Here is a 19,693-nt window from a genome sequence, read left to right on the forward strand (position 1 = left end):
AGGCGCGTCCCGCGGCTCGTAGCATGGAGCCATGCCGTTCTCCGCCGAGCTGTACGAGTCCGTCTCCGGGGGGCCGGACGTGCCCACCGGGCTGCCGATGGTCATCCTGCTCACCGGTTTCACGGACGCCGGCGGCGCGGTCTCCGGGCTCATCGAGCACCTGCACGCCACCACCGCGCCGGATCCGATCGCCGTGTTCGACAACGACGTGCTCCTCGACTACCGGGCCCGTCGGCCCGTGATCGTGTTCGACCAGGACCACCTGACGGAGTTCCGCCCCGCGCGTCTCGAGCTCGCTCTCGCGCGCGATGCGCTCGGGCAGCCCTTCCTGCTGCTGTCCGGCTACGAGCCCGATTTCGCGTGGAACGCGTTCTCGGACGTGGTGTTGGACTTCATCGACGCATTCCAGGTGAAGACGGTGACCTGGGTGCACTCGATCGCGATGCCGGTGCCGCACACGCGTCCCCTCGGCACCACGGTCAGCGGGAACCGGCACGATCTCACCGCCGCGCACTCGGTGTGGCGACCGCGCACCCAGGTGCCCGCGACGGCGGGGCACCTGCTGGAGTACCGGATCGCCCAGCAGGACGTCCGGATCGCGGGCTTCGTCCTCCTCGTGCCGCACTACCTCGCCGACACCGAGTATCCCGACACAGTGCTCGCCGCCGCCGACAAGGTGATGGTCGCCACCGGTCTGGTGCTGAAGACGGATGCCGTCCAGCTCGCCCGCGAGGAGTATCTCGCCAGGGTGGAGGAGCAGGTGCAGGGCAGCGAGGAGCTGTTGCAGATGGTGCACACCCTCGAGGCCCGTTACGACGCCTACATGTCCGGCCGTGAGGCGGAGGAGGGGGAGGAGCGCGGGTTCGACGAGCGCGACCTGCCCAGCGCCGACGAGCTGGCCGCCGAACTCGAGCGCTACCTCGCGACGCGCCGACCCGGCGACGACGACAAGCAGCGCTGAGCCCGTCGTTCCGCGGCGCGCGCTCACGACGACACGGAGGAGGGCCGGTGAGGGAGGCCCACGGCTCCGCGGTGTGTGATAATGGATGTCTGACCCGTTGTCAACCGGCGTTTCCGACGCCGGGCTTGACAAGGGTCTTACTAGTGTCCGAAATGGCCGGGGGCGTGCGCACCGCCCCTGTGAAAGGCGAAACGTGACTCCTGCCACGACCAAGAAGACCCGGACGACCACGACGAAGAAGGCCGCGGAGGCCGAGGCCCCCGAGCTCGACGCCGCCGCGGACGAGACCGCCGAGCCCAAGGCTCCGGCCCGCAAGACGGCCGCCAAGGCCGCTGCGAAGAAGGCGCCCGCCAAGCGCGCCGGCAAGAAGGACGACGAGACCGAGGTCGACGACGACGCCGTCGAGGCCGCCGGAGAGACCGACGACGAGGAGGGCGACAAGAAGCCCGCCTTCACCGAGCCGCTGCCCACCGGCGCCATCGTCATCTCGTCCAGTGACGAGGACGACGTCCCTGTGTACTCCACGCAGATCACCGGAGCCACCGCGGACCCGGTCAAGGACTACCTCAAGCAGATCGGAAAGGTCGCGCTGCTGAACGCGGCCGAAGAGGTCGAGCTCGCCATGCGCATCGAGGCGGGTCTGTTCGCCGAGGAGAAGCTCTCGCACATGAGCGAGGCCGAGAAGTCCAGCCAGCTGGGGCTCGACCTGCAGTGGGTGGCCCGCGACGGCCAGCGCGCCAAGAGCCACCTGCTCGGCGCGAACCTGCGTCTGGTCGTCTCGCTCGCCAAGCGCTACACCGGACGCGGGATGCAGTTCCTCGACCTGATCCAGGAGGGCAACCTCGGTCTGATCCGCGCGGTCGAGAAGTTCGACTACACCAAGGGCTTCAAGTTCTCCACCTACGCCACCTGGTGGATCCGTCAGGCGATCACCCGCGCCATGGCCGACCAGGCCCGTACCATCCGCATCCCGGTGCACATGGTCGAGGTCATCAACAAGCTCGCCCGCGTGCAGCGGCAGATGCTGCAGGACCTCGGACGCGAACCCACCCCCGAGGAGCTGTCGCGCGAACTCGACATGACCCCGGAGAAGGTCATCGAGGTTCAGAAGTACGGCCGAGAGCCGATCTCGCTGCACACGCCGCTCGGTGAGGACGGCGACAGCGAGTTCGGTGATCTCATCGAGGACACCGAGGCGGTCGTGCCCGCCGACGCCGTGGGCTTCACCATGCTGCAGCGTCAGCTCGAGCAGCTGCTCGACTCGCTCTCCGAGCGCGAGGCCGGCGTGATCCGGATGCGGTTCGGCCTCGGCGACGGACAGCCCAAGACCCTCGACCAGATCGGTGACACGTTCGGCGTGACGCGTGAGCGCATCCGCCAGATCGAGTCGAAGACGATGGCCAAGCTGCGCCATCCGAGCCGTTCGCAGTCGCTGCGGGACTACCTCGAATGAGCTCCGTCGCACCTCAGGCGCGCTCCGCCGGTCTGCGGTACGTCTTCCCGGTGCTGGCGGGCAAGCTCGCCCGTTTCGCGACCCGCCTTCGCGGCGGAGGGTCGGCGTTCCCGGGTTATCTGACGAACAAGCTCGCGCCGTCGCTGCTGCCCACCCTCGCCGATCAGTTCCCGTACGGCGTGGTGTTCGTGCTCGGCTCCAACGGCAAGACCACGACCACGCACATGGTCAGTGAGGCGCTGCGCGCGCACGGGTTGACCGTGTTCACCAACCCGACCGGTGCCAACCTTCCGCAGGGTGTCACCAGTGCACTGCTGGCGGACGCCACGCTCACCGGCCGGGTCCGCGCCGACGTCGCGGTCCTGGAGATCGACGAGGGGTACGCGGCCGACCTCGCCGACAGGCTCTCGCCGTCGGTGATCCTGTCGCTGAACGTGCAGGTGGACCAGCTGTACCGGTTCTATGAGACCGAGCGCGTGGCCGACATGATGCTCGACGCGTCCCGCCGCGCCCACGCGCACGTGGTCGTCAACCGCGACGACCCGTACCTGAGCAAGATCGACGAGAGCGCCATGCGCGCCCCGGTGTCGTTCTTCGGCGTCGCCGAGGAGATCGTCGCGGCGTCCAAGCACGGTCTGGCCAACGCCGCTGACACGCGCAGCGGCAATGCCGGCACGCTGGCTCGTGAGGCGTACTCCGAGGTGCGTCGGGTGCAGGCGCGCGACATCGTCGTGCGGGTGGCCGACGCCGACGTGCCGGTGCGCCTGCCCGCGCGGGGGCTGCACTACGCAGCCGACGCGGCCGCCGCCCTGGCTGTCGCCTCCCGCGTCCTCGGCGACCGGTTCTCGACCGAGGCCGCGTCGACCGGCTTCTCGCGTATGGCGCCCGCGTACGGGCGCGGCGAGGTGATCCCGCTGCGGCGCGATCCCGCGGGCGAGAAGGTCGAGTTCGTGATGTTCAAGAACGCGCCGAGCCTGCAGATGAACCTCGATGCGCTGGACGAGACGCCGGAGCGTGTGCTGATGGCGATCGATGAGGGCACGCCGGACGTGTCCTGGCTGTACGACGTGGACTTCGACGCGCTGCACGCGGTCGATGTGGTCACCGGCGAGAAGGCGTACCAGCTGGCGTTGGCGCTCGAGCACGCCGGCGTGCGCATCGGCGCCGTCGAACCCGACATGGAGAAGGCCGTCGCGTTGATGCGGGAGTTCCCGCAGACGGCGGCGGGGCGGCAGACCTGGTTCGTGAACTACGAACTCATGATGATCGGCCGCAGGCTTCTCGGCCATGGCGACCAGGAGGTGGCGCGCCGATGACGGCATCCGTGCGCATCGCGCAGCTGTACCCCGTCGAGCTCGGCATCACCGGCGACCGCGGCAACGTCCGCGCCCTCCAGGTGCGGCTGGAGCGCGCCGGCGTCGCCGTCGACATCGTCCGAGTGGCGCCGGGGGACGCCTTCCCGGAGGCGCCGGACGTCGTCATCGTCGGCAACGGGCCGCTGTCCGCCATGCGGACGGTGCGCGACGACCTGGAACGCCACGCCGACGGCATCCGATCTTTCGTCGCGGACGGCGGTGCGCTGCTCGCCGTCGGCGGCGGTGCCGAGCTGCTCAGCCGGGGCGTGGCCGCCCTGGACGGCGAGTATCTCGACGGGCTGGGGGTCTTCCCGGCCGACGTCGTGCGCACCCGTGAGCGCAAGGTGGGGTACATCGTCGCCCAGTCGCCGCTGGGACGCGTGATCGGGTTCGAGGACCATGCGAGCGAGTGGACCGTCGACGACGCGGCTTCGGCGTTCGGGCGTGTGGTCTCCGGGCGCGGCAGTTTTGCGCTGCCGTCCGGCGCCGGCCGCGGTGAACTGGTCCGCGCGGGCAACGCTTTCGCATCGAACGTGCAGGGGCCGCTGCTGCCGCTCAACCCCGAGCTGACCGTCGGGATCCTGCAGACCGTCGCCGCGCGGCGTGGTGCATCCTGGCAGCTCGGGGCCGGTGTGGAGGCCCTGGACGGCTACGCCGCAGGCGCGCGCGCGAAGATCGAGCAGCTCGTGCACGACAAGGTCTTCAACACCATCCAGCTCTGAGCCCCGGGGGACCAGATGGAGCACTGCAGTGCGCTGCCGACCGCGGTCCTGTCGCGGTCCGCGCTGACGGCCCGCGCGGCCCGGCTGGTGGAGGGTCGTGTGGTCGACCTGCGCCACGACGCCTACGGTCACGGGCTGGACGGGGTGGCGCAGTTGGTGGCGGATGCCGGGGCCGCGGCGATCCTGGTGGACGACGACGCCGCCTCCGAGCGCGTCCGGGCGGCCGGCGTCCGCGCTCTCACCGATCCGGACCGCGCGCGCGTCACGGCAGAAGTCGACCCGGGCGCCCTGTTCGGCATCCCGGGCGCGGGGGACACGGTCCCCGCACGTGACGCGCCGCCGGTGATGCGCCTCGAGGGCCAGGTGCTGTCCACGAAGCCGCTCCACGCCGGCGAGGCGGTCTCGTACGGGTACACGCACCGGGCGCCGCACGACACGCGTGTCGCGCTGGTCACCGGCGGCTATGCGCAGGGCATCGTGCGCGCCCTCGGCAACCGTGTGCGCGTCGAGGTGGCGGGAGCGATGCGCCCGGTGGTCGGACGGATCGCGATGGACGTGTGCGTGGTCGATCTCGAAGGTCACGACGTCGAGGCCGGCGCGCCGGTGGTCTATTTCGGCGGGGACGGCCCGGCGTGCGACGCTCTCGCGTCGTGGGAGGCGGCGACCGGGATGTCCGCGCTGGAGCTCGTCGTCGTGGTCGGCCGGCATGTGCGACGGGAGTGGGTGGCATGAGCGCACCGGTGCTGGAGATCTCGCGGTCGGCGTTCCGTAGCAACGTACAGGCCGTGCGGGAGCGGATCGCCCCGTCCGACCTGATGCTGGTGATGAAGGACGACGCGTATGGTCACGGCGTCGACTGGGCGGTGCCCATCGCCGTCGAGTGCGGTGTGGAGTGGTTCGGTGCCTACGACGTCGACACGGCGCTGCGCATCCGCGCGCTCAGCGACGGCCGGATCTTCGCCTGGGCGACCTCCACCCCGCAGGAGGCCGAGCGTGCGGTGTCCGCCGGCATCGACCTCGGCGTCGGCTCGGCCGGCTATCTGCGCGGTGTCATCGCCGCCGCCGAGCGGCTGGGCGTGCGCGCCGACGTGCACCTCAAGATCGACACCGGCCTGCACCGCAACGGCTTTCGCCCGGAGGAGTGGGACCAGGCCGTGGCGATCGCCCGCGAGGCGGAGATCCGCGGCATCGTGCACGTCGCCGGCGTGTGGAGTCATCTCGCGGAAGCCAGTGACGAGGAGGACGACCAGTCGCGCGTCGCGTTCCTGTCGGCGGTGGCACGTCTGCAGGATGCCGGGGGATCACCCGATGTGCTGCACCTGACCGCGTCGGCGGCGTCCTGGTGGCGCCCCGAACTGCGCGGCTCGCTGTGCCGCATCGGAGCGTTCTGCTACGGCATCCGCTCCGCCGACGGGCCGCACCTGGACGGCGTGCGGCCGATCGCCCGGCTGGTGGCGCGGGTGACCCGCATCACGGACCAGGGGGTCGAGGTCGGCGTGGGCGCCTACCACGGACTGCCTTCGACGTTGCGCGGAGTCGGCGTCGGGACGCCGCGGGGAGTTCGGCGAATCGTGCGGGTCGACGCCGACACGACAGTGGTGGAGTCGTGGCCGGGCGCCGCGGCGGGAGACGAGGTCGTCGTGTTCGGCGCGGGTGAGCAGGGGGAAGCGGATGCCACCCGCCTCGCCGAGCACATCGACACGGTCGGCGAGGAGATCCTCACCCGCCTCACGCCGGCAGTCCGCCGGGTGCTGCGCGACTGACGCCGATGGGCGGAACCGGACGGGTCAGTCGGTCTCGATGAGACGCGCGGTCTCGTCGTGCCAGCTGGTGGCCACCGCGCGGAGCTTCTCCTCGTACTTGCGTCCGTGGTGGGCGCAGAACAGCAGCTCGGATCCGTTGACCTTCGCGGCGATGTAGGCCTGCGCTCCGCAGGAGTCGCAGCGGTCGACAGCGGTGAGGCGGTACTCGACGGTCTCTCGCTCAGTCGTAGCGTTCATCTCGGTGCCTCCTCGGGTATCGGTCGAGCGTCCTCAATACAACCACGTGACACCTGGGTGCATGCCCGGATCACGGCGTGTTTCGCTGTGCGCGTACGCGGTGCGCTCGGGGTTGCCGACCGTGGGGAGTGTCTGACCGCCGGAGCCCCCGGTGAGGAATAGAATCGTGAATCGTGACCGCCGAGTATTCCGCCCATCATCTGCAGGTGCTCGAAGGGCTCGAGGCGGTCCGCAAGCGCCCCGGCATGTACATCGGATCGAACGGTTCGCCGGGTCTCATGCACTGCCTCTGGGAGATCATCGACAACTCCGTCGACGAGGCGGTCGCCGGGAACGGCTCGCGGATCGACATCGTGCTCCACGGCGACGGCAGCGTCGAGGTCCGCGACCGCGGGCGTGGCGTGCCGGTCGACATCGAGCCGCGCACCGGGCTCTCCGGCGTCGAGGTGGTGTACACGAAGCTGCACGCGGGTGGGAAGTTCGGCGGCGGCTCGTACGCGGCGTCCGGCGGTCTGCACGGCGTCGGCGCCTCTGTGGTCAACGCACTCTCCGAGCGACTGGACGTCGAGGTCGACCGCGGGGGGAAGACCTACGCCATGTCGTTCCACCGCGGCGAGCCGGGCGTGTTCACCGACGACGGCGAACCGCGTCCCGATGCCCCGTTCACGCCGTTCGAGGAGCGCAGCGAGCTGCGGGTCGTCGGCAAGGTCGCCAAGGGCATCACCGGCACGCGGGTGCGCTACTGGGCCGATCGACAGATCTTCACGAAGGACGCCGCGTTCCAGCTCGGCGACCTCGAGGATCGCGCCCGCCAGACCGCGTTCCTCGTCCCCGGGCTGGAGCTGGTCATCCGCGACGAGCGGCCCCGGCCTGATGCGCCCATCACCGAGACCGATCCGGCGGGATCGGCCGCTCCGATCGAGACCTCCTACCTGTACGAGGGCGGGATCTCGGAGTTCGTCGATTACCTCGCTGCCGACGCCCCGATCACCGACACTTGGCGGCTGCATGGCACCGGCTCCTTCACCGAGACCGTGCCTGTGCTGCAGCCGGACGGTTCGATGCGCGCCACCGAGGTCGAGCGCGAGTGCCGGGTGGACATCGCGCTGCGCTGGGGGACCGGATACGACACCGTCATCCGTTCGTTCGTGAACATCATCGCGACGCCGAAGGGCGGCACGCACCAGCAGGGGTTCGAGCAGGAGCTGCTGAAGACACTGCGCTCACAGGTCGACCAGAACTCCCGCCGGCTGAAGGTGGGCAACGACAAGCTGGAGAAGGACGACGTGCTCGCCGGCCTCACCGCCGTGCTCACCGTGACGCTGCCCGAGCCGCAGTTCGAGGGGCAGACCAAGGAAGTCCTCGGCACTCCGGCGGTGCGCAGCATCGTCGCTCAGGTGGTCCGCAAGCAGCTCGGCGAGCGGTTCGCCTCGACCAAGCGCGACGACAAGAGCCAGGCGTCCATGCTGCTGGACAAGATCGTCTCGGAGATGAAGGCCCGTGTCTCGGCGCGGGCACACAAGGAGACACAGCGGCGCAAGACCGCGCTGGAGTCGTCGTCGCTGCCCGCGAAGCTGGTGGACTGCCGGTCCAACGACGTCAGCCGCAGCGAGCTGTTCATCGTCGAGGGCGACTCGGCGCTGGGCACCGCACGGCACGCGCGCAACAGCGAGTTCCAGGCGCTGCTGCCGATCCGAGGCAAGATCCTCAACGTGCAGAAGGCGTCGATCAGCGACATGCTCGGCAACGCCGAGTGCGCGGCGATCATCACCACGATCGGTGCAGGCTCCGGCCGCACGTTCGATCTGGACGCGGCCCGGTACGGCAAGGTGATCCTCATGAGCGACGCGGATGTCGACGGCGCGCACATCCGAACACTGCTGCTGACGCTGTTCTTCCGCTACATGCGCCCGCTCGTGGAGGCCGGTCGCGTGTACGCGGCGGTGCCGCCGCTGCACCGGGTGATCGTGATGAACCCCGGCTCGAAGCCGAACGAGACGATCTACACGTACTCCGAGGCGGAGCTGCACGCGCTGCTCGCAAAGCTGCAGAAGGCCGGCAAGCGCTGGCAGGATCCGATCCAGCGCTACAAGGGTCTCGGCGAGATGGATGCCGATCAGCTGGCCACCACGACGATGGACCGGTCCGGTCGGCTGCTGCGCCGTGTCACACTCGCCGACGCCGAGGCGGCCGATGCCGCGGTGCGCACCTTCGAGCTGCTGATGGGCAACGAGGTCGCCCCGCGCCGGGAGTTCATCATGACCTCCAGCGACCGCCTGAGCCGCGACGCCATCGACGCCTGACGCCACGCGGTCGCGTGCGCCCGCCGCCGTGCCCTCCCCGTCACGTGTGCGCTGCACTTTCCGGCATCCGCGCCATCGATCGATGCAGCGGATGCCAGAAACTGCTGCGCACCTGGTGCGAACGCCGGACGGATGCCAGAAACTGGCGCTCACCCGGTGCGAGCAGCGGGCGGATCAGCCGATCGCGGTGCCCACGGAACCGACGACCGCGTCCAGCGGCGTGCCGGACGCGTCGCGGCGCGCGCCTCCGGCGGGGAGGGTCCTGGCAGCGCCGTCGGGCCCGACAGCACGCGGCTCCACACCGACCCACGCCAGCGCGAGACGATCCTCGCCCTTCAGCAGCGCCTGCGCCCGGACGCCGCCGGTGGCGCGCCCCTTCGCCGGGAACTCCGCGAACTCGCTGACCTTGGCACGTCCGGCATCCGTTCCGGGGATCGCACCGCTGGCGCCGGAAACCGTCACGACGACCGCGGGGGAGTCCGGCGTCACGACGCCGAAGAAAATCGCCTCGGCACCGGCGGCGAGCTTGATGCCGGCCATCCCGCCGGCAGGGGCGCCCTGCGGGCGCACGTTCGCAGCCGAGAAGTGCAGCAGCTGCGTGTCACTGGAGACGAAGACCAGCTCCGCGTCGTCGGGCGCGGGGGCGGCGCCGATCACGACGTCCTTCGGCTTCAGACCGATGATCTCCACCTCGGGGCGCGCCGGCAGCGTGGCGGGGACGACGCGCTTGACCACGCCGTCCCTGGTTCCCAGCGCGACGGGGGTCTCGTCCTCGAACCGGATCAGGCCCACGACACGCTCCGAGCGGTCGGTGATGCCGAGGTAGTCGGCGATGCGCACGCCGGCACCGAGTTGGACGGATGCCGCCGGCACGGCGGGCACATCAACCGGAGTGAAGCGCAGCACACGCCCGCGGCTGGTCACCGCCCCGATCTCGCTGCGGGTCGTGGTGGTGACGGATGCCAGGATCGCGTCGTGCTTGCTGCGCCGCGCCGGCACCGTGATGGACGCGCCGGGCTCCGGGTCCACGCGCACCGCGCGGCCGGTCGTGGACAGCAGCAGGACGGTGGGAGCATCGGCGATCTGAAGCTCCGCGGCGGACTTCGCCGAGCGGGCCTTCGGCGGCGCCGCGTTCAGCAGGATGGTGCGCCGCGGGGTGCCGAACGTCTCGGCGACGGCATCCAGCTCGCGGGACACCTGCGCGCGCACCAGGGCCGGGTCGGCGAGCAGCTTCTCGAGCTCGGCGATCTCGGAGAGCAGCTTGTCGCGCTCGGCCTCCAGTTCGATGCGGGAGAACTTGGTCAAGCGACGCAGGCGCAGCTCGAGGATGTACTCGGCCTGCACCTCGTCGAGGTCGAACACCGTCTGCAGGCGGGCCCGCGCGGCGTCGGAGTCGTCGGAGGTGCGGATGACCTGGATGACCTCGTCGATGTCGAGGATCGCGATGAGCAGACCCCGCACCAGGTGCAGCCGTTCGTTCCGCCGGTCGAGGCGGTACCTGCTGCGGCGCGTGACCACCTCGACACGGTGCTGCAGGTACACGCTGAGCAGCTCGCGCAGCCCGAGGGTGCGCGGCTGACCGTCGACGAGGGCGACGTTGTTGATCGAGAACGAGTCCTCGAGCGGGGTGAACCGGAACAGCTGCTCCAGCACGGCGGCCGGGTCGAAGCCGGTCTTCACCGTGATGACCAGGCGCAGCCCATTGTGCCGGTCGGTCAGGTCCTGCACATCGCTGATGCCCTGCAGCTTCTTCGCGGTGACGGCGTCCTTGAGCTTCTCGATCACGCGCTCCGGACCCACCTGATAGGGCAGCTCGGTGACGACGATGCCGGTCTTGCGCGGACCGAGCGACTCGATCGAGGTCTTCGCGCGCAGCTTGAACGCGCCGCGACCGGTGAGGTAGGCGTCCTTCACGCCGTCCAGACCCATCAGGATGCCGCCGGAGGGGAAGTCCGGCCCGGGCACGAACTCCATCAGGTCCTCGGTGGTGGCGTCCGGGTTCTCGAGCAGGTGGTTCGCGGCGGCGACCACCTCGATGAGGTTGTGCGGCGCCATGTTCGTCGCCATGCCGACCGCGATGCCGCTCGCACCGTTCACCAGCAGGTTCGGGAACGCCGACGGCAGCACCGCCGGCTGCTGGAACTGGCCGTCATAGTTCGGGACGAAGTCGACGACGTCCTCGTCGAGGCTCTCGGTCATCGCGAGAGCGGATGCCGCCAGGCGCGCCTCGGTGTACCGGGACGCGGCGGGGCCGTCGTCCAGTGAGCCGAAGTTGCCGTGCCCGTCGACCAGCGGCACGCGCAGCGCGAAGTCCTGGGCGAGGCGGACGAGCGCGTCGTAGATGGCGGAGTCGCCGTGCGGGTGCAGCTTTCCCATCACCTCGCCGACCACGCGCGCGCTCTTCACATGCCCGCGGTCGGGCCGAAGGCCCATCTCCGCCATCTGGTACAGGATGCGTCGCTGCACCGGCTTGAGCCCGTCGCGCGCGTCGGGCAGCGCCCGCGAGTAGATCACCGAGTACGCGTACTCGAGGAACGACCCCTGCATCTCCTGGGACAGATCGATGTCCTGGATGCGCTCCTGGACGGACTCGGGCGACTCGCTGCGCGGCATGGACTTCCTGCTGGACGATCGGTGCGGACTCGCGTCGCGGCTCAGGAGCGACGCGTCGGGACCCCTGTGACAGACTGGCCCGGATGTCTCTCATGCTACCGTCCAGCCCCGACGCGACCCGGAGCATCGCCGGGGTGGCGCCGCAGCTGATGGCCGCGGTCCGCGACGGATCCGACTGGTTCGGCCGCGCGCGCTCGGCCGTGCTCGTCGTCGTCGACGGGCTCGGGGCGATCTCGCTGCGGGCGCACGCCGGCCACGCGCGCACGCTGGCCTCCGCCATGGCCAAGAAGGACGTCGTGGGGTCGGTGTTCCCGACCACGACGGCCGCCGCGCTCACCAGCATCCTCACCGCCGTGCAGCCGGGCACGCACGGCCTGGTCGGCTACCGAGTGCGCGACCCCGAGAGCGACGCGCTGGTCAACCAGCTGAGCGACTGGGAGCGCGCCGGCATCGACCCGCTCGCCTGGCAGCCGTCGCCGACCATCTTCGAGCAGGCCACTGCGGCCGGCCACCCGGCGTTCGCCGTGGGACTGCCCGCCTACGCCACCAGCGGGTTCACACGCGCGACGCTGCGCGGCGCGGATTACCGCTCGGCGAAGACGGCAGCCGACCGCGTGGAGCTGGCCTGGCAGCTCGCGGACGAGTACGACGGCGCGCTGGTGTACTGCTATATCCCCGAAGCGGACAAGGCGGGCCACAAGCGCGGCATCGACTCCGGCGAGTGGGTGCATGCGCTGGAGGACATCGACGCCGCGCTGTCGCGGCGCGCGCCCTCCGGTGTCGGCGTCGCGGTGACCGCCGACCACGGCATGATCGACGTTCCCGCCCACCGGCAGCTGGTGCTGGAGGCCGCCGACGGCTGGCACGACGGGGTGCGGCACATCGGGGGGGAGCCCCGGATGCTGCACGTCTACCTGCACGAGGACGCCGCACTGCCCGCTGTGCTCGCCCGATGGCGGGACGGGCTGAGCGAGTTCGCCGATGTGGTCAGCCGCACCGAAGCGATCGACGGCGGTCTTTTCGGGCACGGGGTGACGGATGCCGCGCGGCAGCGCATCGGCGACCTGGTCGTTATCGCGCGGGGCAATACCGCGCTGTACGACGCGGAAGCACCCGATCAGCGCGGCAGGGGCATGGTCGGGCAGCACGGCGGGCTGACACCGGAGGAGTGGCGGGTGCCGCTCATCGGCCTCGGCGCGTTCGCCCGCTGACGACCGTTCACGATCTCACCGAACGCGGCTCAGCCCGTCACCGGGCCTGCGGCTACTCGTCGGTGCGGGCACCGAACACGATCTCGTCCCAGGACGGCATCGAGTTTCGGCGCCGACGACGGTTGCTCGCGCTGTCGTTCGACTCCGGGCGCGACTCGCGGCCAGGTTCCCGTTCGGGCGTGCTGTCCCGTGACGGCTCCGCCTCGTCGTCACCGAACAGGGCGATCGGCTTCGGCTCCGAGCGGTGCTCGTCATCCTCGAACAGGGGAGCGGACTCGCGCTGACCGCGCCGTCGCCGCAGCGCCTCGAGCAGATCGGCGGTCTCGGCGCTGGTGTGCGACTCCTCGGGCGCGCGCCGGGCTGCGGCATCCTGCACCGCGGCGCTGGCACGCTCGGGAGCGAGGGGCGGCCCGTCGTCGGAGGCGTCTGGTTGGGGCAGCACGCGCGGGCCGAACGCCCCCGAATCGAACCGGCTGTCGTCCTTGTACGGCGACACCTTCTCACCGTCGACCGCGCGCAGGCGCGGGATCAGGCCCTCGGGCAGCGAGCCCTGGCGCGACAGCTGCGTGGCGTCCGCGTTCAACGGGGCGAGGGTGCTCCGACGCGGGTCGAAGCTCCAGCGCGCGTCGTGTGCGACGTCGTTGGCGGTGAATTCGAGCTTCACCGTCCAGCCGGATTCGTCCTTCCAACTCGCCCAGCGCTCGTCGGACGCCTCCACCTCGGCGAGCTTTGCCCGGATGGCGGTGCCGAAGGTGGGCTGCGCGTCCGGTTCCACGTCGCTGCCGATCAGCACGGGCACGGCGAGCGCCTGGTCGATGATGTGCTCGCGTTCGGCGAGCACCGGTCCTTCGAAGCGGGCCACGTCGGACTCGCTGACGCCCAGCAGCTCCGCGACCTCCTTGGCCGACAGACCGGCACGGATGTGCGCCTGGATGTCGCGGGGACTGGCGGCGAGCTTGGTGGCGGCCGGCTCCGCATCGCGGGTCGCCCGCCGGATCTCACGGTGCAGCACGTCGTCGATGGGCAGCGCGAAGCGCTGCCCGGACTCCGTGGCGAGGACGAGGACTCCCGATTCAGTGCCGACGATGGTGACGTTTTCCATGCGAATGCCCCTCTGATGGGTGTGCGTTCATGGTGCCACGCCACATCGAGCAGGACCGGGAATACTGCGGGCGCGCCGCGAGTTTCCCCTGGGGCACCGGGACGCATTTGCTAAAAGCTTCGCACTCGTGCAAACTATGGCCGCCGCTCCCCCGAAACGGCGTTCCCCTGAAACCACTCGCACCACGGAAGTGGAGACCTAACGCATGGCCACCGACTACGACGCCCCACGTAAGAGCGAAGACGACACCGAGTCGATCGATGCCCTGAAGGAGCGTGTGCCGGACACTCGATCCAGCTCCGGCGATGTCGAGGACGCCGACAACCCCACCGGCTTCGAGCTGCCCGGCGCGGACCTCTCCGACGTCGAACTCGACGTCGTGGTGCTGCCCGCCCAGCAGGACGAGTTCACCTGCATGAACTGCTTCCTGGTGAAGCACCGCTCGCAGCTCGATCACGAGGGCGCCGACGGCCCGATCTGCAAGGAGTGCGCCGCCTGACGAACGCTCCCGTCCGCGCCCCCGGTCTCACGGCCAGGGGCGCGTTCTGCTGTCCAGGGGCGCGTTCTGCTGTCAGGGGCGGTTCAGGACCCGGCCGCGGCGCGCGCCGCGCGGATGGCGGCGCTGAGCCGATCCGGCGTGCGCGACGAGATCGTCCAGCTGCGCACCGGGTCCGCCGGATCCGTGATCGGCACGACGACCAGACCGTCGACACCCCCGCGGATCAGGTGCCAGCCGTCACGGGCGATGTCCCTGGTGCGCCGGTCGCGGGCCTCTTCGCCCGTGTACGGCTGCGGGTCGCCGAGCCACCGGGCGTCGATGTGCGCCCGGCCCGCGTGCAGCACGGTCCCGGTGACGCGCACGGCGGGGGAGAGCACGACCGCCGCGGCCACCAGGACCGACGAGACACCCACGCCGACCAGCAGGGCGATCGTGGATCCCACCGGCACGAACACCAGCGCCGCCATCGGCCCGGCGACGGCGATCGCCACCAGCATCCACAGGCTCGGCGTGAGCCGCTCCCGATAGGTATCGCGGGCGGTGCTCGCGTCGTTCTGCATTAGCCTCATGGGGTGACTCATTCCGTTGACGTCCCCATTATCGCCGCCGCACCGCCGGCGTACGCCCACCCCGGAGACGCCGGGGCCGACCTCGTCGCCGCGGAGGCCGTCCGCCTCGAGCCCGGCGCCCGCGCACTCGTCGGCACGGGGGTACGGATCGCGCTCCCGGAGGGGTACGCCGCGTTCGTCGTGCCGCGCAGCGGGCTGGCGGCCAAGCACGGGATCACCGTGGTCAACGCGCCGGGCACCGTCGATGCCGGCTACCGCGGCGAGATCAAGGTCTGCCTGCTGAACACCGACAGCAGCAGCGCGTACGATGTGGCGGTCGGGGACCGCATCGCCCAGCTGATCCTGATGCCCGTCCACCAGGCGCGGTTCGTGCCGGTCGACGAGCTGCCGGACAGCGTGCGCGGCGACGGCGGCTTCGGATCCACCGGCTACACGCAGGGAAAGAGCGAATGACTGAAGAGATCGAACCGACGCTGAAGTCGGCGCCGGCAGACCGCGCCACGGCCGGTCCGTTCGACGACAGCGAGGCGAACCCGGTCCGCCCGTACATCGACCTCGGGGGCATCAAGGTCCTGCCGAGGGAAGGCCTGAACCTCCGGCTGGAGGTCGAGGAGCAGACCAAGCGCATCGTCGCGGTGGGACTCGACTACGCAGGCTCCTCACTGCAGGTGCAGCCGTTCGCTGCCCCGCGCTCGCGGGGCCTCTGGGACGAGACGCGCGTGCAGCTGCGCGACCAGATCCGCGCGCAGGGCGGACGGGTCGAGGAGCGCGAAGGCCCACTCGGCAAGGAACTGCTCGCCGAGGTGCCCGCCACCGCTGCGGAGGGTTCCGGCATGCGTCTGGCGCGCTTCGTCGGAGTGGATGGACCCCGCTGGTTCCTCCGCGGCGTGATCGGCGGGGATGCGGCATCCGACCCCACCGCCGCCGAGCAGGTGGAGGACCTGTTCCGGTCGATCGTGGTCGTGCGCGGCGGGTCGCCGATGCCGCCCCGCGATCTGATCCCGCTGAAGATGCCGTCCACGCCGGGCGCCGCGTGACCCACCCCGACGACCCGACGCCCGACGATCCGGCCGAGCGGCCCGAGCCGCCTGCGGCGGAGCTGATCGGTGCGGCGCTGGGTGCCGCAGCGCGACGCGCCGGCCTCGACCCGCGCGGCGAGAGCACCCACAGGGTGGTCTGGGGCGCGATGGGGGGCTGGCGCGGCATCCTCGAGTCGGTGCTGCCCAGCCTCGCGTTCGTCGTCCTGTTCACGCTGCGCCCCGAACCGCTGATCCTGTCCCTGGGTGTGTCGGTCGGTCTGGCCGCTGTGTTCACCGTGGTGCGCCTGCTGCAGAAGTCGCCGCCGTCGGCTGCGCTCGGCGGCCTGGCGGCCGCCGGGGCTGCGGCCCTGCTGGCCCTGTGGACCGGCCGCGGCGCCGACAACTTCGTCCCCGGCCTGATCACGAACGCCGTCTACGGCACCGCGATGATCGTGTCGGCGCTGATCGGCTGGTCGATCATCGGCCTCGCCGTCGGCTTCCTGATGGGGGAGGGCACGGCCTGGCGCGCCGACCGCCGCAAGCGCCGCGCGTTCTTCTGGCTCGCCATCGCGTGGGGGATGCTGTTCCTGCTGCGTCTCGGCGTGCAGCTGCCCCTCTACCTCACCGACCAGGTGACGCTGCTCGGCACTCTCAAACTGGTCATGGGCCTGCCCCTGTTCGCCCCGATGGTCGCCGTGACCTGGCTGGTCGTGCGGGCGCTGTACCGGCGCGTCGAATGACCCGGATGCCGTTCCCGTTCTGCTAGATTTATCTCGACATCAAGATAAATTGGGTGCTTCCGCCGAACGGCGCGCGGACGCAGACTGGTAAGGCCCGCCTTGCTAGCCTCGGCGCCGACTCGGCGAGCAAGATGGAACCGCCTGTCGCTCCCATCCGATCAGAAGGAGACGGATTCGTGTCCACGGTGAACAGCTTCGGTGCCAAGAGCACCCTGACGGTCGGCAGCACCGACTACGAGATCTTCCGGATCGACACGGTCGCCGGTCACGAGAAGCTCCCCTTCAGCCTCAAGGTGCTCCTCGAGAACCTGCTGCGCACCGAGGACGGCGCGAACGTCACCAAGGCGCAGATCGAGGCGCTCGGCTCGTGGGACCCCAACGCCGAACCGGACACCGAGATCCAGTTCACGCCGGCGCGCGTGGTCATGCAGGACTTCACCGGTGTGCCCTGCATCGTCGACCTCGCCACCATGCGTGAGGCGGTCACCGCCCTCGGCGGCGACCCCAACAAGATCAACCCGCTGTCGCCTGCCGAGATGGTCATCGACCACTCGGTCATCGCCGACCTGTTCGGACGCCCCGACGCCATCGAGCGCAACGTCGAGATCGAGTACGAGCGCAACGGCGAGCGCTACCAGTTCCTGCGCTGGGGCCAGACCGCCTTCGACGACTTCAAGGTCGTTCCCCCCGGCACGGGCATCGTGCACCAGGTGAACATCGAGCACCTCGCCAAGGTCGTCTACGACCGCCAGGTCGACGGCGTGCTGCGCGCCTACCCTGACACCTGCGTCGGCACCGACTCGCACACCACCATGGTCAACGGCCTCGGTGTCCTCGGGTGGGGCGTCGGAGGCATCGAGGCCGAGGCCGCGATGCTCGGCCAGCCGGTCTCCATGCTCATCCCGCGAGTGGTCGGCTTCAAGCTCACCGGCGAGATCCCGGCCGGCGTCACCGCCACCGACGTCGTGCTCACCATCACCGACATGCTCCGCCAGCACGGCGTGGTCGGCAAGTTCGTCGAGTTCTACGGCGAGGGCGTCGCGTCCGTCCCGCTTGCCAACCGCGCCACGATCGGCAACATGTCGCCGGAGTTCGGCTCCACCGCGGCCATCTTCCCGATCGACGACGTCACCCTGGACTACCTGCGCCTCACCGGCCGCGAGGAGCAGGCCGTGTCGCTGGTCGAGCAGTACGCCAAGGCGCAGAAGCTGTGGCACGACCCGTCGGTCGAGCCGCACTTCAGTGAATACCTCGAGCTGGACCTCGGGACCGTGGTGCCGTCGATCGCCGGCCCGAAGCGCCCGCAGGACCGCATCCTGCTGTCGGAGGCGAAGACGCAGTTCGAGAAGGACATCCTGAACTACGCCGCCACCCAGGAGGATTCGGTCGAGGTCGAGGGCACGTTCCCGGCATCCGACCCCGGCACCACCCCCGGCGTCGAGCACGAGCACGTGTCCGAGAACGGCGTCTCCCACCAGCACGAGACGGAACACGCGGAATCGATGCTGCTCTTCGCGGGCGGCCCGCACCCGGCATCCAACCCGGTCGAGGTGGCGACCCCCGACGGGCAGAAGTACCTGCTCGACAACGGTGCCGTCACGCTCGCGGCGATCACGTCGTGCACGAACACCTCGAACCCGTCGGTGATGATCGCCGCCGGTCTGCTGGCGCGGAAGGCACGCGAGAAGGGCCTGAAGCAGAAGCCGTGGGTGAAGACCACGCTCGGCCCCGGGTCGAAGGTCGTCACCGACTACTACGAGAAGTCGGGCCTGGACAAGGACCTCGAGGGTCTCGGCTTCTACACCGTCGGTTACGGGTGCACGATCTGCATCGGTAACTCCGGCCCGCTGATCGAAGAGGTCTCCGCCGCGATCAACGAGCACGACCTGGCTGTCACGGCGGTGCTGTCCGGAAACCGCAACTTCGAGGGCCGCATCAGCCCTGACGTGAAGATGAACTACCTCGCCAGCCCTCCGCTGGTGGTCGCGTACGCGTTGGCCGGCACGATGCACTTCGACTTCGAGACCGACCCGCTCGGCAAGGACGCGGACGGCAACGACGTGTTCCTCAAGGACATCTGGCCGGCGCCGGAGGAGGTGCAGGAGATCATCGACTCGTCGATCTCCCGCGACCAGTTCATCAAGCAGTACGCCACCGTGTTCGACGGCGACGAGCGCTGGAAGAACCTGCCGACCCCGACCGGCCCGATCTTCGAGTGGGACGAGAACTCGACCTACGTGCGCAAGGCGCCCTACTTCGACGGCATGGAGCTCACGCCCGCTCCCGTCACTGACATCACGGGTGCGCGCGTGCTGGCGACGCTGGGCGACTCGGTCACCACCGACCACATCAGCCCGGCCGGGAACATCAAGGCAGGCACCCCGGCCGCGCAGTACCTCACCGAGCACGGCGTGGCGCAGAAGGACTTCAACTCGTACGGCTCCCGCCGTGGCAACCACGAGGTGATGATCCGTGGCACGTTCGCCAACATCCGCCTGAAGAACGCGCTGGTGAAGGCCGTCAACGACGGTCAGCAGATCGAGGGCGGCTTCACCCGCGACTTCACCCAGCCCGGCGGTCCGCAGTCGTACATCTACGACGCGGCGATGAACTACCAGGCGCAGGGCACCCCGCTGGTGATCTTCGGTGGCAAGGAGTACGGTTCCGGTTCGTCGCGCGACTGGGCGGCGAAGGGCACCAACCTGCTCGGCGTGAAGGCGGTCATCACCGAGAGCTTCGAGCGCATCCACCGTTCGAACCTGATCGGCATGGGCGTCGTGCCGCTGCAGTTCCCGGCGGGCGAGTCGTGGGAGTCGCTCGGCCTGGACGGCACCGAGATCGTGTCGATCGAGGGCCTCGAGCAGCTCAACGAGGGCGTCACCCCGAAGACCGTGAAGGTCACCGCCGAGCCGAGCGAGTTCTCGCCCGAGGGCAAGCAGACGATCACCTTCCACGCGGTGGTGCGCATCGACACCCCCGGTGAGGCGGACTACTACCGCAACGGCGGCATCCTGCAGTACGTGCTGCGCTCGCTGGTCTGAGTGCGGACCGCAGGGGCCCGGATGCCGACGGCATCCGGGCCCCTGCCGTTCCCGGGTTCCTCGGAAGGTGCGCCGGTAGGATGGGACGGTGCTCGCCGGCATCCG

Annotated in this window: 17 protein-coding genes; 13 read left to right on the top strand and 4 right to left on the bottom strand. The window is 70.1% G+C overall.

Going from position 1 to position 19,693, the window contains the following annotated elements; translation table 11 throughout:
• The first annotated feature begins 31 nt into the window (after positions 1–31).
• From RIF65_RS03955 to RIF65_RS03980, 6 genes are all read left to right on the top strand, one after another.
• A complete protein-coding gene (locus tag RIF65_RS03955; RefSeq protein WP_309064334.1) occupies positions 32–961 on the top strand; it encodes a proteasome assembly chaperone family protein in 930 nt (309 codons plus the stop codon).
• 193 nt (positions 962–1,154) lie between these two features.
• The gene (locus RIF65_RS03960; RefSeq protein WP_309064333.1) at positions 1,155–2,414 is read left to right on the top strand and encodes an RNA polymerase sigma factor; all 1,260 of its coding nucleotides are present in this window, start codon (positions 1,155–1,157) and stop codon (positions 2,412–2,414) included.
• The gene (locus RIF65_RS03965; protein WP_309064332.1) at positions 2,411–3,730 is read left to right on the top strand and encodes a MurT ligase domain-containing protein; all 1,320 of its coding nucleotides are present in this window, start codon (positions 2,411–2,413) and stop codon (positions 3,728–3,730) included. The genes RIF65_RS03960 and RIF65_RS03965 overlap by 4 nt, the downstream gene beginning before the upstream one ends.
• The gene (locus RIF65_RS03970) at positions 3,727–4,491 is read left to right on the top strand and encodes a glutamine amidotransferase (RefSeq protein WP_309064331.1); all 765 of its coding nucleotides are present in this window, start codon (positions 3,727–3,729) and stop codon (positions 4,489–4,491) included. Before RIF65_RS03965 ends, RIF65_RS03970 begins: the two co-directional genes overlap by 4 nt.
• A gap of 15 nt (positions 4,492–4,506) precedes the next feature.
• Positions 4,507–5,223 (top strand): alanine racemase, encoded by a 717-nt coding sequence (locus tag RIF65_RS03975; protein ID WP_309064330.1) that lies wholly within the window; start codon positions 4,507–4,509, stop codon positions 5,221–5,223.
• The gene (locus RIF65_RS03980) at positions 5,220–6,254 is read left to right on the top strand and encodes an alanine racemase (RefSeq protein WP_309064329.1); all 1,035 of its coding nucleotides are present in this window, start codon (positions 5,220–5,222) and stop codon (positions 6,252–6,254) included. Before RIF65_RS03975 ends, RIF65_RS03980 begins: the two co-directional genes overlap by 4 nt.
• Positions 6,255–6,278: 24 nt before the next feature.
• On the opposite strand, the gene RIF65_RS03985 is transcribed toward RIF65_RS03980, so the two are convergent.
• The gene (locus tag RIF65_RS03985) at positions 6,279–6,491 is read right to left on the bottom strand and encodes a DUF7455 domain-containing protein (protein ID WP_309064328.1); all 213 of its coding nucleotides are present in this window, start codon (positions 6,489–6,491) and stop codon (positions 6,279–6,281) included.
• Between the two features lie 173 nt (positions 6,492–6,664).
• On the opposite strand from RIF65_RS03985, the gene RIF65_RS03990 reads away from it, so the two are divergent.
• Complete coding sequence (locus tag RIF65_RS03990) at positions 6,665–8,794, top strand: DNA gyrase/topoisomerase IV subunit B (protein ID WP_309064327.1); 2,130 nt, start codon at positions 6,665–6,667, stop codon at positions 8,792–8,794.
• Positions 8,795–8,968: 174 nt separating this feature from the next.
• Here RIF65_RS03990 and RIF65_RS03995 read toward each other — a convergent pair whose 3' ends face one another.
• Positions 8,969–11,407: a DNA gyrase/topoisomerase IV subunit A gene (locus RIF65_RS03995; RefSeq protein WP_309064326.1), complete on the bottom strand. Its 2,439-nt coding sequence runs from the start codon at positions 11,405–11,407 to the stop codon at positions 8,969–8,971.
• Positions 11,408–11,490: 83 nt separating this feature from the next.
• Between RIF65_RS03995 and RIF65_RS04000 the strand changes: the two genes are divergently transcribed.
• Positions 11,491–12,618 (top strand): alkaline phosphatase family protein, encoded by a 1,128-nt coding sequence (locus RIF65_RS04000; protein ID WP_309064325.1) that lies wholly within the window; start codon positions 11,491–11,493, stop codon positions 12,616–12,618.
• A 52-nt stretch (positions 12,619–12,670) separates the two neighbouring features.
• Here the strand turns inward: RIF65_RS04000 and sepH are convergent, their stop codons facing one another.
• Positions 12,671–13,720: a septation protein SepH gene (sepH, locus tag RIF65_RS04005; RefSeq protein WP_309064324.1), complete on the bottom strand. Its 1,050-nt coding sequence runs from the start codon at positions 13,718–13,720 to the stop codon at positions 12,671–12,673.
• 205 nt (positions 13,721–13,925) lie between these two features.
• On the opposite strand from sepH, the gene RIF65_RS04010 reads away from it, so the two are divergent.
• Positions 13,926–14,219: a DUF4193 domain-containing protein gene (locus tag RIF65_RS04010; protein WP_309064323.1), complete on the top strand. Its 294-nt coding sequence runs from the start codon at positions 13,926–13,928 to the stop codon at positions 14,217–14,219.
• An 83-nt stretch (positions 14,220–14,302) separates the two neighbouring features.
• Here the strand turns inward: RIF65_RS04010 and RIF65_RS04015 are convergent, their stop codons facing one another.
• Positions 14,303–14,788 (bottom strand): DUF3093 family protein, encoded by a 486-nt coding sequence (locus RIF65_RS04015; protein WP_309064322.1) that lies wholly within the window; start codon positions 14,786–14,788, stop codon positions 14,303–14,305.
• Between the two features lie 3 nt (positions 14,789–14,791).
• Here RIF65_RS04015 and dut point away from each other — a divergent pair, with 3 nt between their 5' ends.
• From dut to RIF65_RS04035, 4 genes are all read left to right on the top strand, one after another.
• Positions 14,792–15,241: a dUTP diphosphatase gene (dut, locus tag RIF65_RS04020; RefSeq protein WP_309064321.1), complete on the top strand. Its 450-nt coding sequence runs from the start codon at positions 14,792–14,794 to the stop codon at positions 15,239–15,241.
• The gene (locus tag RIF65_RS04025) at positions 15,238–15,825 is read left to right on the top strand and encodes a DUF3710 domain-containing protein (RefSeq protein ID WP_309064320.1); all 588 of its coding nucleotides are present in this window, start codon (positions 15,238–15,240) and stop codon (positions 15,823–15,825) included. Before dut ends, RIF65_RS04025 begins: the two co-directional genes overlap by 4 nt.
• Entirely contained in the window at positions 15,822–16,547 is a 726-nt protein-coding gene (locus RIF65_RS04030) for a DUF3159 domain-containing protein (RefSeq protein WP_309064319.1), read from the top strand. The genes RIF65_RS04025 and RIF65_RS04030 overlap by 4 nt, the downstream gene beginning before the upstream one ends.
• Before the next feature lie 131 nt (positions 16,548–16,678).
• Positions 16,679–19,588: an aconitate hydratase gene (locus RIF65_RS04035; RefSeq protein ID WP_309064318.1), complete on the top strand. Its 2,910-nt coding sequence runs from the start codon at positions 16,679–16,681 to the stop codon at positions 19,586–19,588.
• Positions 19,589–19,693: the final 105 nt, after the last annotated feature.

It is taken from the genome of Microbacterium sp. (genome assembly GCF_031180975.1).
Lineage (GTDB): Bacteria > Actinomycetota > Actinomycetes > Actinomycetales > Microbacteriaceae > Microbacterium.